At 36.0% G+C, this 15,158-nt stretch carries 9 protein-coding genes; 1 reads left to right on the top strand and 8 read right to left on the bottom strand.

From position 1 onward, the window contains the following. Nucleotides 1–35: 35 nt before the first annotated feature. The 8 genes from BW980_RS07960 to BW980_RS07925 form a co-directional block, all read right to left on the bottom strand. A complete protein-coding gene (locus BW980_RS07960; protein WP_076454457.1) occupies nucleotides 36–1,454 on the bottom strand; it encodes a 3-keto-disaccharide hydrolase in 1,419 nt (472 codons plus the stop codon). Between the two features lie 462 nt (nucleotides 1,455–1,916). Then, nucleotides 1,917–3,581: a sulfatase family protein gene (locus tag BW980_RS07955; RefSeq protein ID WP_076454455.1), complete on the bottom strand. Its 1,665-nt coding sequence runs from the start codon at nucleotides 3,579–3,581 to the stop codon at nucleotides 1,917–1,919. Nucleotides 3,582–3,591: 10 nt separating this feature from the next. Further along, on the bottom strand, nucleotides 3,592–5,034 hold the full coding sequence (locus BW980_RS07950) for a sulfatase family protein (protein ID WP_076454453.1): 1,443 nt from the start codon (nucleotides 5,032–5,034) through the stop codon (nucleotides 3,592–3,594). 77 nt (nucleotides 5,035–5,111) lie between these two features. Next, nucleotides 5,112–6,476 (bottom strand): sulfatase-like hydrolase/transferase, encoded by a 1,365-nt coding sequence (locus tag BW980_RS07945; RefSeq protein WP_076454451.1) that lies wholly within the window; start codon nucleotides 6,474–6,476, stop codon nucleotides 5,112–5,114. Nucleotides 6,477–6,479: 3 nt separating this feature from the next. Then, nucleotides 6,480–7,928: a sulfatase family protein gene (locus tag BW980_RS07940; RefSeq protein ID WP_076454449.1), complete on the bottom strand. Its 1,449-nt coding sequence runs from the start codon at nucleotides 7,926–7,928 to the stop codon at nucleotides 6,480–6,482. Between the two features lie 104 nt (nucleotides 7,929–8,032). After that, nucleotides 8,033–9,598 (bottom strand): RagB/SusD family nutrient uptake outer membrane protein, encoded by a 1,566-nt coding sequence (locus BW980_RS07935; RefSeq protein WP_076454447.1) that lies wholly within the window; start codon nucleotides 9,596–9,598, stop codon nucleotides 8,033–8,035. Nucleotides 9,599–9,601: 3 nt separating this feature from the next. After that, nucleotides 9,602–13,009 (bottom strand): TonB-dependent receptor, encoded by a 3,408-nt coding sequence (locus BW980_RS07930; protein ID WP_217694791.1) that lies wholly within the window; start codon nucleotides 13,007–13,009, stop codon nucleotides 9,602–9,604. Between the two features lie 167 nt (nucleotides 13,010–13,176). Beyond that, the gene (locus BW980_RS07925; protein WP_076454445.1) at nucleotides 13,177–14,340 is read right to left on the bottom strand and encodes a FecR family protein; all 1,164 of its coding nucleotides are present in this window, start codon (nucleotides 14,338–14,340) and stop codon (nucleotides 13,177–13,179) included. Between the two features lie 111 nt (nucleotides 14,341–14,451). On the opposite strand from BW980_RS07925, the gene BW980_RS07920 reads away from it, so the two are divergent. After that, nucleotides 14,452–15,054 carry an RNA polymerase sigma factor gene (locus BW980_RS07920; RefSeq protein WP_076454444.1) on the top strand — a complete coding sequence of 201 codons (603 nt, stop codon included), beginning with the start codon at nucleotides 14,452–14,454 and terminating at the stop codon, nucleotides 15,052–15,054. Nucleotides 15,055–15,158 lie beyond the last annotated feature (104 nt).

The following is a 15,158-nucleotide window of genomic DNA, read 5'->3' as shown; positions in this document are numbered from 1 at the left end:
TATGTAGATAAACATTTTCTTACAGGGTTCGAGTACTAATAAATAATAGAATAGGTAATTTCCGAAGACACTTTACCAATATTTACTAACAGTTCCTGGCCCGTTTTGGTTTCTCTCTTTTTGGATTGAAATTTTTTGTCTATCATAACATAATAGTTTCCATCAACACGGTAAACTTCTTTGGATATCTGCACAATTGACTCTGCCGATATTATTCTGGAATAAAGATTGGTGTCTATCTCGCCATTTAGAGTCAAGGTTCGTTCAAAGCCCATTCCGTCATCCAAAGGAACAATGTAATCCGTCAAATTAACACCACATATATTAAAAGTGAATTTCGGAACTCCATTTTTATCTAATGCATAACCTTGATGAACCATACTGGGCGCGATAGAATCTGGCCATGGCTCATGAAAATCCGATAATAAAGCTATTGCGGGCGAATTTGAAAGCGATATGGTATTACCTAATGGTTTTGCTAATTGCGCCTGCCCTCTATGATGCCACATATCCGTGACATCCATAAAGTTTCCCCTCCATACTTTTAACAATGCTCCCTTCTCTAAGTTATAGGCATAACTCAATCCACTGGGGTGTCCCAAAGAAATGACTTTATTCAACTTTTCTCCCTTAAACATGATGAAGCTTCTTAGCAAATATGGTCTCTTGATTGGCTTTATTATATTTATACCCGACTTACTATTTTTTCCTTTACCGACATTCTTTTGAATAGATCGATATCTGATATTGCGTAAAGCAACTTTACCATGATCGCCCTGGAACATAAGCGGACCTAAAGATTTTTCATCGTGAAAAAGACTTGCCCTTGTGGGTCCTGAGACCTCCACCTGATTATGTATCAATACTCCATTAAGATAAACCTCGTTAAAACGGGCATTCGCAACTTTATTACCCTTATCATCAAATTTCGGAGCCTTGAAAATAATGCGCAGATGCTGCCAAAGTCCTGGAGCATATGAAGCATTGACCAAAGGAGAGACTCCCTCATATCCCTTCATACCCCCCTCTTCGTTCCACCGCTGATAAATACCGCCACAATCAGCATAAGTCGAATTTGATTTTAACCAACTATCAAACAGTTGTATCTCATACCTGCCTTGGAGGTATATTCCTGAATTAGAACCCTTATCCATCATGAAATCAAATTCTAAATCCAAGTCTCCGAACTCTTTATTGGTAACCAAGTGTCCATGTGTTTTTTCACTGTAGTTATTTAGAGCAACCCCACTGCCTGGCTTTATTCTTTTCAAATTCCATGGTTTCGTAAAATCGCTATCAAAGTCCGATGTTATCACCCAATTTTGATCTGGTTGATTAAAAGCTCTAAAATCAGTTAAAGGAATATCAACATATGTCGTTTCTTGAGAAAAGGTGTGGCTACAACATAGTGCTATGAAAACTACTAAATATTTTGTCCGTTTATTTGAAATCATTTTTATGTTTTAGAGTTAGGTGTAGAGTAATTTGTGAAATTCCTCTTATAGTCTTAATTCTTTGAATTGGAATACCAATATTTTTATCCAATGAAGTTTTAGGTTATTGTTATAGATAATTATTATCAACTGGGGCGTTAGTCAAGGTTAAATTGGTAAACTCCTTGTACTTATCAGGTTACTTAATAATCTCTTCCTCCCTTATCTATTCTTATGTAAATAGATTAGCCCCTTTTCTTTACTGGCTTATCATTAGAATAAGTCTACCTTAACCAATACTAAAAGCCATGTTTAGTTGAAAAAGATTTAAGTTGGTCACTTAAGTACCATTTACACATTATATCGGCGCAACAACCTTCCTTTTTTTATCTCCTAGGGCAGGGTTATCCACTTTAGTTCAAACCATTTTTACTGAAAGAGCATGCATCAAAAAAAATGATTACAATAAGTATGATTTCAACTTTATAGCTTTTTATCTTGAGGAATAAACCATCCGGGCAGATCTACTGTTTTTGTATACGGAGGGTTGTCAAAAGATTTTCCATTCCCTGTAACCCTAGGGTCTTCTGTACGTTTTAATTCGGATAGTAATTTCTCTTTTAATTGCTTTTTAATTGTTCCATATTTTGATATACTAGCAACATTATTCACTTGAAACGGGTCTGAATTGATAACAAAAAGTTCCTCTTTAGGCCTTTTCCCAAAAGCATAATTATAGAACAATTGATTACCACTTAATTCCTTATTTATAATAAGCCATGCCTTTGTAGGACTAGCATCAAAATCTGGATAAGCAACAGTGGTGTTATTGGCCAAAGTTTCAAAATCTAAGTTTGAAATACCAGAATTCCCCATAGGCCATCTATCGGGTTCAAAGTTTATTATGTATAAGAAATCTTTGGTTCTAATGGACCGTTGCGGATAGGGAAGGTAGCCTGTTCTAGCGGAATGAACATGTCTTTCCCTTCCTGTAATTACGTAATTTCTATTTTTTTCGACAAATCCTTTCTTCTTGGGGCTTTTAAAAAGTGAAACTAAACTTTTACCTGTCATAACTTCCGGTATATCAACATTTCCTACTTCCAAAAAAGTAGGACCTAAATCCATAAGGTTCACAAAGTCATCAACTATCCGTCCAGGTTTTATTACGGAAGGCCAATGTGCTATTAGTGAGACATTAGTCCCAAAATCGTAAAGGTTAGTCTTACCATTAGTAAATCCAGGAATTCCATGATCTCCACTAATAACAATTAAGGTATTATCCATTAATTTTTTTTCTTCAAGCGTTTTAATCAAAATTCCCAAACCACTATCAAAGGCCATTACCTCTCCCAGATAATCTGCAAAATCTTCTCTAACAATTTCAACGTCAGGTAAAAATGGGGGTAGTTTCCCTTTCAACTCATCAGGGTCTATTCCCCATAAATTCTTACCGGAACCAGCTGTCCATTTACGATGTGTGTTAGTTGGGCCAAACCAATAACAAAATGGTTTTCCATTATCGTTATCATTTAAAAATTGAAGAAAATTTGCACTGACTTCATCGTATAATAGTTGCTTTGCATAATTCATAGATTGTCCTTCCTCCATGAATTTATTAACATTTTGACTAAAACGATTAAAAAGATTTCCTCCGGACTCATATTTGGTTCTATCCCCTCCGTAACCTGCATTTTTTGGTGTTCCTGGACTCCACACTTTATATGTGTATCCTATATGATACCCGTTTTTTTCCAATAGAAGTGGATAAGTCGGAATACTACTATCCCAAACAGCTCCCAACAAAATACTTCCCATTCCTGTGCGATAAAAATATTGCCCGGAAAGGATTGAACTCCTACTGGGAGTACAAGATGGTGCATTCACATAAGCATTGTTAAAGAGAATCCCTTCTTTTGCTAATCGATCTATATTTGGGGTTTTAACTATTTTTTGCCATTCTGGATTTCCTTTTATTGTAGCGTAACAACTGGCATACTTGCCCCAATCATCAGCAAAAGCGAATACAATATTTGGTCTTTTATCTTTTTTTTGGGAATGACCGATGGTCATAAATAATAATGTAAAAGCTATTGTCAAATACCTTCCAATAGATAGCACTGAAGATATTTTTCTCATATTTATCATAGTCTTTTTTTTATGGCTGCTTTAACAAGGGTTTCGGATTCTTTTTATAAATAGTAGTTCTGACCTCTGGCCCTTTATCGTTCCATTGACCGAGAGCAGCTCTTTCCTTGTCCGCCATGGATATTAGTTTTTGAACAATCTCGGGATGTGCGTCTGCAATGTTAAACCTCTCTCCAGGGTCATTATTTAAATCGTATAATTCAACTTGACCCAGAGAACTAACCTCAGAGTATGTGCTTTTGGCTATATTCTCTTTGGCTTTCTTAGAGAAATCTCCCATAAGGTTAATTTTCCAATCACCATACCTGATTGCTTCAAGATAACCAACGTGCCAATAAAAAAATGGTCTAGGCTCAACCTCTAAGTGAGGATTAAAAAAGTACTGGGAGATATCTTTCCCATCCCTCTTTGTTGCATCTTCCAATTTAATATTGGCCAATGAAGAAAACGTGGAATAAAAATCTATAACCGAAGCAGGAGTAGTACAAGTTGTTCCTGGTTCTATTTTTCCTGGCCACCACGCAATACAAGGCACACGTATTCCTCCCTCAGAAGTCTGCCCTTTTTTGCCTTTTAAAATACCATTACTTGCTCCCCAATTTGGATTTCCTCCATTATCAGATGTAAAAATGACCAAGGTATTTTTATCTAGGTTCTCTTTTTTTAAATAGGATAAGATTTCACCTGTAGACCAGCTAATTTCCGCAACAGCGGCTCCAAATCCCTTTTTGGGATTTGTTGTTTTTTTATAAAATTCTGGTCGTGCCGCTACAGGGTTGTGAGGCATTGTATGCGCTAGATATAAAAAGAAAGGTTTCTCCTTATTACTGTCTATCCATTGAACGGCCTCTTCTGTGTAGCGCTTAGTCAGGGTTGTCTGGTCAAAAACTTTTAACTTATTAGACTGCTGAACTACTTTCTCATTCCTCATCAATGGTAATGGAGGATCTTCCCTTTTTAGTACTTCCATGTCATTTGAATAAGGTAACCCAAACCAATAATCAAAACCATGCTTGGTAGGTAAAAATTCAGGTTGATCACCTAAGTGCCATTTGCCAATAATAGCGGTAGAATACCCCTCTTCTTTTAATACCTCTGGCAAAGTTATTTCCTTAGGGTTAATGCCTTTTTTCGCAACTGGAAAAAGCACCCACCTATTTTTAGCATCTAAATCCATATCAACTCGTCTAGCGTAACACCCGGTCATCAAAGCGGCCCTAGATGGTGTACAAACAGGTGCTCCTGCATAAAAATTGGTAAAACGCAGTCCCTCAGTCGCCATCTTATCTATTTCCGGAGTTTCATTCCATATAGACCCATAGGAGGATAAATCTGCAAAACCCAAATCATCACAAAATATCACAATAATATTAGGCTTTTTGCCGTCTTGACTTACCACAAAATTTGGTAATAAAATCAGTATAATTATTATATACACACTCTTATTTAACATGATATATTATTTTACTTTTAAACTATGACTCCAAATCTTAAAGTTCGATTATAAATGAAGTCGCTTACTTAGAATAATTAAAGTGTTATCATTTTGTCCTCAGGACCTATTTCATTTTCCCAGTCCTTTAAACTTTGAATTAATTTCATTGCAACAGGATTGTTATGAGAGTAAAGATTTTTTGACTCCTTTAAATCTGCACTTAGATTATATAAAACAGTGTCTTTTTCTTTAATTATCAGTTTCCAATCTTTATGCCTGACAGCCTTACTTCCTTTATACCTCCAAAAAACAGGTCTATCTTCAAGATGCACTTCAGTTTCAGAAAATAAAATTTCAGAGAAATTTACTCCATCAAACTTGGCGAGAGGTGCCTTGACTATAGACAAGATTGTAGGCAACAAATCCATAGACATCAATACTTCATTTGTTATTTTAGGACTTATTTTATTCTTCCAATAAGCTATTGCCGGAACACGGTGGCCTCCTTCCAACAAACTTCCTTTTGTTCCTTTCAAAACACCATTATTACCAAACTTTTCAGCGCCATTATCCGAAAGGAAAAACACCAAAGTATTATCTTCAATTTCCAATTTTCTTAATTTTTTGAAAATCATTCCTATTCCATCATCCATTGCTTCAACCATTTCCCTATAAGCTCGCTTCTTATCTTCCACTGGTCCATGATAGGTAAATTCGTTGTTAGAAAAGCGGTAAGCCTTGTCGGTTCTACCCTGAAATGGCACATGAGGAGCCTCATGAGGCACATAAAGAAAAAAAGGTTTATCTTTATTTTTTTCAATAAATTCTACTGAATGTTTTGATATCAAATCGGTCGAATATCCCTCTTCATTCAAGGTGTCCAAGTTGTGCCACCAGTCATAAATTCCTGAATTATCAAAATGGGAATGATAATCAACATTCCCACTGAGATACCCATAAAACTCATCAAAACCCAAATTGGTTGGATTAAATTTCTCATTGTAACCTAGATGCCATTTACCCATTACTCCAGTTACATATCCTTCACTTTTCAAAAAATCAGCAATTGTATGTTGATTGGGATTTAGACCTACCTCTCTGGTTGGTCCGCTAACGTATATAATTCCTTCCATACCAGACCTCTGTTGATAGTTTCCCGTTAGCAAAGCTGCCCGTGTGGGGGTACATACCGAACCATTAGAATGAAAATCTGTGAATTTCGCCCCATTATTTGCCAAATAATCCAAATTAGGGGTATTGATTTCCATGTTACCATAACACCCTAATTCACCGTAACCCAAATCATCCGCCATAATCAATATGATATTAGGGCTGGTTATTTTTCCTTCATTTTTGCAACCTATTTGTAAAAAAGCGATAAACAAATTAAGAAGTATAAAGCCATATTTTCGAAATGTTGTTTTTCGAACAAACTCGGGATAAGTAAAAAAGTCTTTCATATATCAATTTCTTTCTATTAACAAATCCCTTCCTATAACTAAACCTGACTCATGTTTTTTAACGGCAGCCCTAATTTTTTCAAGGACTTCGGGATGTCTTTCTGCTATATTATATTTCTCGGAAGGATCATGATTTAAATTATATAATAAGGGTGGTTCATGTAACTGACGCTCCCCGTACATTCCATACTCACCTTCCGTAATAAAATGTGCTTTAAAAGAACCTACCCGCATTGCGTAAAGGTCACTCCCCCTGTAATACAAAACTTCATCCCTATCGCTAGGTTCAGATCTCAATAAGGTAGCACTTAAGTCTACCCCATCAATTATACGGTCATTAGGAATTGAAACCCCTGCCATATGACTGAAAGTTGTAAATAAATCCATTGTAGTTCCTATATCAGATATTAGTCCTGGTTTAATCTTTGTCGGTGACCAAAAAATACCAGGAACCCTCATCCCCCCTTCCCAAGTCATTCCTTTTCCTGCCTTTAATAATCCCGCACTACCACCATCAGCCTTGAAAGATAGCCAAGGTCCGTTATCAGAAGTAAAAACAACAATTGTATTGTTCGTCAGACCTTCTTCTTTTAAAGCAGAAATTATCTGGCCTACGCCATAATCAATTTCCTCTATTACATCACCGTATATTCCCCTCCGGCTTGTTCCCAAGAATTCTTTAGACGCAAATAATGGAATATGAGGAAGATTATGAGCTAAATACAAGAAAAAAGGACTATCCTTGTTCTTTCTAATATAGGAAATAGCCTCCTCTGTATAACGTCTTGTAATAGTATTTTGGTTAGCTGGACGCTCAATAATATTAGTGTTCCGCATCAAGGGAACATTAAAGTTTTCTGATTTTATATTGCTACGGTTATGCCAAAATTTCTCATACTCTTCCTTGGACTTTAACTTAGCTAAGTTGTCCATATCATTGGAGTATGGGATTCCAAAATAATAATCGAATCCATTATTAGTAGGCAGATACTCCTTTTTATGGCCCAAATGCCATTTCCCTATACAAGCAGTTCCATAGCCAACCTCCTTCAATTGTTCGGCCAAAGTAATTTCATCGGCAGGCAGACCATTAACTGAATTAGGGAAGAGTACCCTTACTTTGTTACTGGTCATTCCACTTCTTATGGGCAGCCTTCCTGTAAGAAGAGCTGCCCTACTTGGCGTGCAAACACTGGCCCCAACATAAAAATTTGTCCATTTCTGTCCTTCACTAGCCATTCGGTCAAGATTCGGTGTCTCGATACTGGGATGTCCGTATGTACTCAAATCACCATAGCCAAGGTCATCTGCAAAAATAATGATGAAATTAGGCTGGTTTTCTAATTTGACCGTTTGTCCATACAACTCACAATTCACACTAATAAACATTAGGAATAAAATGGAACCAATGTGATTCATGTTGATATATATCAAACTCAATGATTTTATCATATCTAATTATTTTACACGAGAGATTTGACATAAAGCAAATAGCTTATATGCATTTCAAATGGCTTTTTAAATAAAGGGTTAAACCAGGTATCTAATACTATGGACTACCAACCTGGGTTCTGCACAAGATTTTTATTTAGTGATATCTCACTATCTGGGATAGGAAGTAAGTCATAATAGTCTAAATATCCCCCAGGAAATTTGGTTTCTATTATACCCCCATCATAATTTAATACTTCATATGGATAAATATCCTTTCCTATATCCCACCTCTTTATATCAGACCAATACAAACCTTCAAATGCGAATTCTATACGTCTCTCGCGTCTGAGATGGGAACGAGCCTCCCCTTGGGAAAGTCCCATCGGTAGCGCTGTTAATTTCACATCATCTCTTTCTGTTCTAATTCTATTTATCAAATCAATAGCTTCATTGATATTACCATTTGTTTCTATAATAGCTTCAGCTTTCGCAAGAATAACATCGGCGTACCTCAAAACAATATAATTTAAGTCCGATTGGCCCGATGGTGGTAATTCAGACAAGGGCTCGATTTGATATTTTCGCGCGCTAAATTGCTTTAGCTGACATCCAGGATGATTATACGCGCCTCCCGGGTAAATATAATTTGGAAAGCGATAGCCTAAAAAATATGCTCCTGGAACCACACATGTAAACTCTAAACGTGGGTCTCTTCCCTCATAAGGGTTTTCTGGATCTACATTGGAACCATCTATCATTTCATAAGCATCAATCAAATCTTGAGTCGGAACATAACGGCTTCCTCTAGTAAAACTACCTGTTCCTATTCCTGAAAATTGATCATGCATGGTCCCTTGTGAATTTTCACCACGCATATATTGCACATCAAAAAGAACTTCTTGATTGTTTTCATTCTCTAACCTAAACAATCCTTCATAACTTGGGAATAATCCATATTTGTTTAATGCCTCTATTTCATTGATAACACTAAGCACCTGTTCATATTTGTTTTGATACAGATAAGCCCGCATTTTCAACCCCAATGCCGCTCCCTTTGTTGCCCTGCCAACTTCCGGTGCATCAACCCCTAAGTTATCAATTGCTGTGTCATAATCCGATATAACAAAAGCCCATGTTTCTTCTATTGATGCTCTACTCAGCTGTCTGGACTCTTCTGGAGCGATTGTAGCCTCTATTAAAGGAACACCCCCATATGTTTCAACCAATATTGAGTAAGCTAAGCCTCTGAGGAAATGGGCTTCACCAACTATTCTTGATTTATCATTTTCACCTAATTCAACTAATTCAATCGCTTCCAAAAGGTAGTTCGCTCGTGAGATTATTGCATAACATTTTGTCCAACGAAATGTCAAAAACCCTGTGTCTCCAGTGGAAAGAGAACCATTTCCTATTTTTGAAACATCGGTGTTCCCCCAGTTAAAGGAATTAGGGGTTGCACCGTCAAGCATCCCAAATCCAAATAAGAATTCATCCCATATAGACCTTCCATCATGTAATTCATTGTATACACCATTTAATAACAAGTCGATATCATCTTCACTTTCTGGAAAATTATTTGAAGTAATTTTATCCTCAGGAGTAACTCCGAGAAAATTTTTGTCACAACTGTTAAATAATAAAATCAAAACAGCCAACAATACTTTATTTGAAATATCTTTTAATCGCATAATTTAGAAATTAAGATTTAAACCTATTGAAACAATTCTTGGAATGGGGTAGAATCCACCGCCACTATCAAATGTACTCCTCTCAGGGTCATAGCCTTCGTAGTCCTTATTAGCTATGGTAAAAACATTTTGGGCGTTAGCGTATATGTAGATTTTATCCATTCCCAAATGTGATATTAATGCATCTGGAAAACTATACCCAACTTGAACATTCTTCAATTTTATAAAGTTTATTTTCCTTACCCAAAAAGAAGAATCTGAATTATCCCAAGAATCATTAAATTTAAAACTCGGCATGTCAGTATCTGTATTTTCTGGAGTCCATGCGTCTCTCCATCGCGTTGAAAAAACTCGATTTTCATAAGATATGTTTGTAAAGTTATTCTGAGTAAAAGCACTAGCTCCGGCAATACCTTGAAAAAGCAGGCTTAAATCAAAACCTTCATATTTGAACCCTGATGAAATACCGTAAGTGAATTTTGGTATAGTATTCCCTAAAACTTGTTTATCTTCAAAATTTAACTTTCCATCGTTATTTAAATCCACATATCTCAAATTTCCGGCTTTAGGCTTTAAACCGTTAGAGTGCATGTGAGTTAATGCTTCATCGTCTGATTGGTAGATTCCTTCTACTTTATACCCGTATAATGATCGAAAAGAATAACCTTCTCTAATTAAGTAAAGTTGATCAGGAGAGTTCCCATCTTGGAATTTGGTCACTTTATTAACTATGTATGTAAAATTGCCTCCAACGTTAAAACTAAGGTCTTTTCTTTCATACTTATGGTTGTCATAATTTACGACAAACTCAAAACCGTTATTAGACATCTCTCCCACATTTTGAAAAGGTGACGACACACCACCGTGGACGAGAGGGAGAGGTAGTTGAACAAGAATATTTTCAGTTTTCTTTTGAAAATAATCAGCTTCTATTCCAATCTTTCCATCCATTAGGCCTATATCTATCCCAAGATCAATACTCGAAGATTTTTCCCAAGTTATGTTCTCGTCTACAAGGTTGGTAACAGCAGCTCCTGGGGCAAACGCGCCGTTATAATTGTAACTCAAATCGTTACTCTGATTTATTACAGTTAAATACGGCCAAAAACTGTCTAGGTTTTGATTCCCCAACTGCCCCCAAGACGCTCGTAATTTTAAGTTTGAGAAAACATCTAACTCTTGAATAAATTGTTCTTGAGATACTCTCCAACCTGCTGAAAAGCCCGGGAATACTCCCCATCGATTATTTTTACTAAACCTAGATGAACCGTCTGCTCGGAAGTTAGCTTCTAACAAATACTTATCAGATAAGGTATAGTTTAGTCGGCCAAAATAAGAGAATATTCTTAGCGCTGTCATGTTCCCTTCTCCTTGAACTCCAGAAGTTCCCGCATCTACTTGTGTTAAACCCTCTTTTGGAGGAGCTGTCCTACGAGCAAATACATTTTGAACTTTGTTTGTTTCCAATTGAATACCTGCGATAGCTGATACATCATGAATCTTAGCGAAATTTTTAGTATAATTTATAGTAGAAAACAGGTTGTTTTGTAATGTAGATACTTGTGCTCTATTAATCTCCAAACCTTCTCGATTATAATTCTTTGTTGTGGTCTCCATACCAGTGTCTGTATACCCAAAGACACTTGTATTGAACTTATCAATAAGATTCCAGTTTCCGTTGGTAGAAATTGTTGTCCTAAGTGATAGGTTGTCATTGAACTTAATATTAGCATGTAGATTTAATGTCAGAAAATTTTCTTCAGTAATTGTAGAGCCATTTGCCGCATCTATCAAAGGATTTCTATTGTCATATAAAAGACTACCATTCTCATCTATGGCTTGTACTGAACCAAACTGTCCATCTCGAGTATATGGAGCTATATATGGGGTGGCTCCGCCAAGCATATTATAAACGCGACCAACTGAACCATAAGTAATATCCGCATAGGGTTCTTTAGAATTTCTTCGGATATAATTTGCTTTAGCTCCTACGGTCAACCAATCTTTAACATTGGATTCTACATTAAGTCTAATTCCATATCTTTCTGACTCTGTATTTGGAATGATTCCCTCTTGATCCAAATAATTAACAGAAATGTATGAGCTAGTTTTTTCCGAACCTCCCTTTACTGATATATTGTGCTCTTGAATGGCAGCGGTTCTAAATAAAGCTTTATACCAATCCGTATTCGGATATTTATATTTATCGCTACTATTTTTAAATTCTGAAATTAATTCTTGTGAGAAAAGTGGGCTACCTCCATCATTAACTAGCCCTATATTAGTCAGCTCCATACTTTCTGAGCTATCGGTAATTAAATCATATCGCCTACCTAATGATTGTATACCGGCGTAAGAACTAATATTAACCTGCATTTCTTGCCCCAGACCCCCCTTCTTCGTCGTAATTAAAACAACTCCATTTGCAGCTTTAGAACCATATATAGCCGCACTAGCTGCATCTTTCAAGACAGATATACTCTCTATATCATTCGGGTTTAATTGATTAAATGATCCTTCAACACCATCAATTATTATCAAAGGATTTGCATTATTTAGTGTGCCCCATCCCCTGATACGTATCTGAGCTCCATCTCCACCTGGTTTTCCTGAGTTTTGACTAACCCAAATACCGGATGCCGTTCCTCCCAGGGCTTGCGAAGCATTCGTAATTGGTCGATTTTCCAGTTCTTCATCAAATTGTACTGTTGATATTGCCCCAGTTAAGTTAACTTTTTTCTGAGTTCCGTAACCCACAACAACAACTTCCTCTAAGCCCGCTGCACTTTCTTCCAATGAAATATTCACGTTAGCTTCCCCATTTACTGGAACTTCTTTCGAGGCAAAACCAATATAGCTGACCACTATTATTGCATCTGTGGCTACTTCAAATGAAAAATTACCATCAAAATCTGCAGTAACCCCATTAGTGGTACCTTTTTCCACAATATTTGCCCCAGGTAATGGTTGTCCATTGGTATCAGTTACGGTACCCGTTATAACCAACTTTTGCTGAACCACACTTTTATCACGTTTTAGGCTGGCGACCCTTCTTTTTTTAAGAAATATCTGTTTGTCCACTACCCGATGCGTAGTTCTTGTTTTTGCGAAAATTCTAGTTAAAATCTGTGGTACGGTTTCTTGCGTAGCCTTTACACTAATTACCCTCTTTAAATCAACATCTTTGATTTGATACACAAAATGAAACTCAGTTTGACTTTCAATTTCATCTATAATTCTTTCCACCGATACATTATTCAGGTCTAGTGAAATCTTGGTAACCTGTGAATACGATGTTTTTGCCTGCATGGTGAATAAGACCATAAACATGAACAACATACTGATTTTCATCTTCAAATTGAGTTTAAGCAATGGGAGGCCGCTTCTTGTTCGATCAAGAAATTTTTTCATACTTTTATAATGTTTGATTGTGGTTATACAATTTGGTTAATCACTTCTACGAATCGGGAAATGGTGACGCATTTTCCGATTTTTTCACTTTAGTTGAGAACGGGTGAAAAAGCGAATTTTACTCTAGTCATTTCTTCATTAGCGGTTTATTTTAAGTTATCCAATAGTTATTTTACAATTACAATCTCGTTCTCTATTACATAGTCCATATCATACTGACTCTTGAAATAATCCAATATTTTCTCAATAGACATATCCCCGAAACTGGCATTGAATGTTTCAGTAGACAATTGTGAATTTTGATTAACGATCTTAACATCGTAATGTCTTTCCAATTTTTTAAGGATATCCTCAAAACTCATGTTTCTAAATACCAATACCCCTTGAACCCACGACGTGTATATACTTGTTACAACCGGTTCGGTTGAAATATCCCCGATCGTATTATCATATTTGCCCTTTGTTCCAGGAATCAACAATGTTTCTTTCCCCAATTTAAGACCATCTTGTTTTGCGTACATCCCAACGGACCCTTCAACTAAAACTACTTCTTTTACCTTATCTTCAGGATAGGCTAAAACATTGAAACGAGTACCATATACTTTTACGTTCAAATCTGCAGCATTAACAATAAAGGCTCTATTGTTGTCTTTCGCGATATCCAAAAAAGCTTCTCCAGTCAAATAAACTTTCCGCTCCGCTCCTTTTCGGAATCTTACTGGATATTTTAAAGATGATCCTGAATTCAAGTATACTATGGAACCATCCTCCAATTTAAGTTCAAACCGTTTTCCATAAGGCACATTTAGCGTGTTATAGACCGGCGCACTTTCTTTGGAATCATTGTTATCCTTATACACCAATTGATTACCAATCTGAGAGCCCACAACCTTTCCGTTCTTATCAAAAACCTGTGTCGTTCCTTCTTCTGAAATAACTTGAATGTTACCATCTTCACGTTCTAGAGTAATAAAATTCTCCTTTGGTGAAAATTGTATTACTTCCTCTTCCGAAAAGGCAAACTCCTTCACCAAATATCCTATAGTCATAGATAAAAGTATAAGTGCCGCGTACTTAACATAATTCTTCAATGTGAATTTCCTAGGCACCTCTTTGTCCTTCCTTATCTTATCCAGTAAAAGGCGTTTTGATTTTTCCGTATCGTAGGTTTTCATTTTACTGTCAATTCTATAATTTAATTTTACATACTCGTTAAAAAGGTGAATGTTGGAAGCTTGTTTGAGTTCAATTTCCAATTCGTCCAATTCCGATTTCGAAATTGTAGCTGTAACATATTTAACAATCAGTTTATGTATTTTTTCTGTTTTCATTCATTAAACAATTCACACTATTACGAACTCATTTTAATAAACCCTTACTTTTTTGACATTTTTTTTTAATATTTACCAAAATACCAGCCCAACATATAAACAAAACACAACATGTATAAACATTTTTCAAATCAAAGTTTACTGATTCAGGGCCTAAAACAAGGTGATGAAGAAGCCTACACTTACCTCGTAGAGAACTATCATAACAGGTTATGTGCTTATGCCAACAGCCTAATTAGAGATGATTTGTTAGCTGAAGATATTGTACAAAATGTATTTGTTCAGATTTGGGAAAAGCGAGACAAATTAAAAACTGAACTTTCTTTAAAAAGTTACCTGTATAAATTAGTTCACAATAAATTCATTGATGAATATAGAAAAGGGAAGGCCGTCATGGCCTTAGAAAAAACATACGCAACGGCTTTGGCCCTTGCCGTTGATGAAAAGGACGAAATACAAGAACAAAAGATTCTGAATATCCTTTTCAACACGATTCAGGAATTACCCCCCAAGTGTAAACAGATTTTTCTTATGAGTAAAAAAGAAGGACTCACTAATATTGAGATTTCTGAATGCCTTAACCTTTCTATAAAAACCGTAGAATCTCAAATAACTAAAGCTTTCCGTATCTTAAAAAATAAGATGGGAGAAAAGTATGAAACTATTTTAATGTTGATTTTTAGAACTGACTTTAAAATGAATCCGATTATTTAAAATTCACGGAAAAAATCAAGACTATTTTTTTTAAACCTTTGATTTAACAAGTACAGATTGGTTGATTTGACTCATTTTGGAGACCTCGATCCATGACTTTTTCA

Origin of the sequence: Zobellia uliginosa (genome assembly GCF_900156625.1) — a bacterium.
In the GTDB taxonomy this organism is placed as follows: Bacteria; Bacteroidota; Bacteroidia; order Flavobacteriales; family Flavobacteriaceae; genus Zobellia; species Zobellia uliginosa.
The sequence above is the reverse complement of the archived record's forward strand: the minus strand, read 5'-3'. Positions and strand labels throughout refer to the sequence as shown.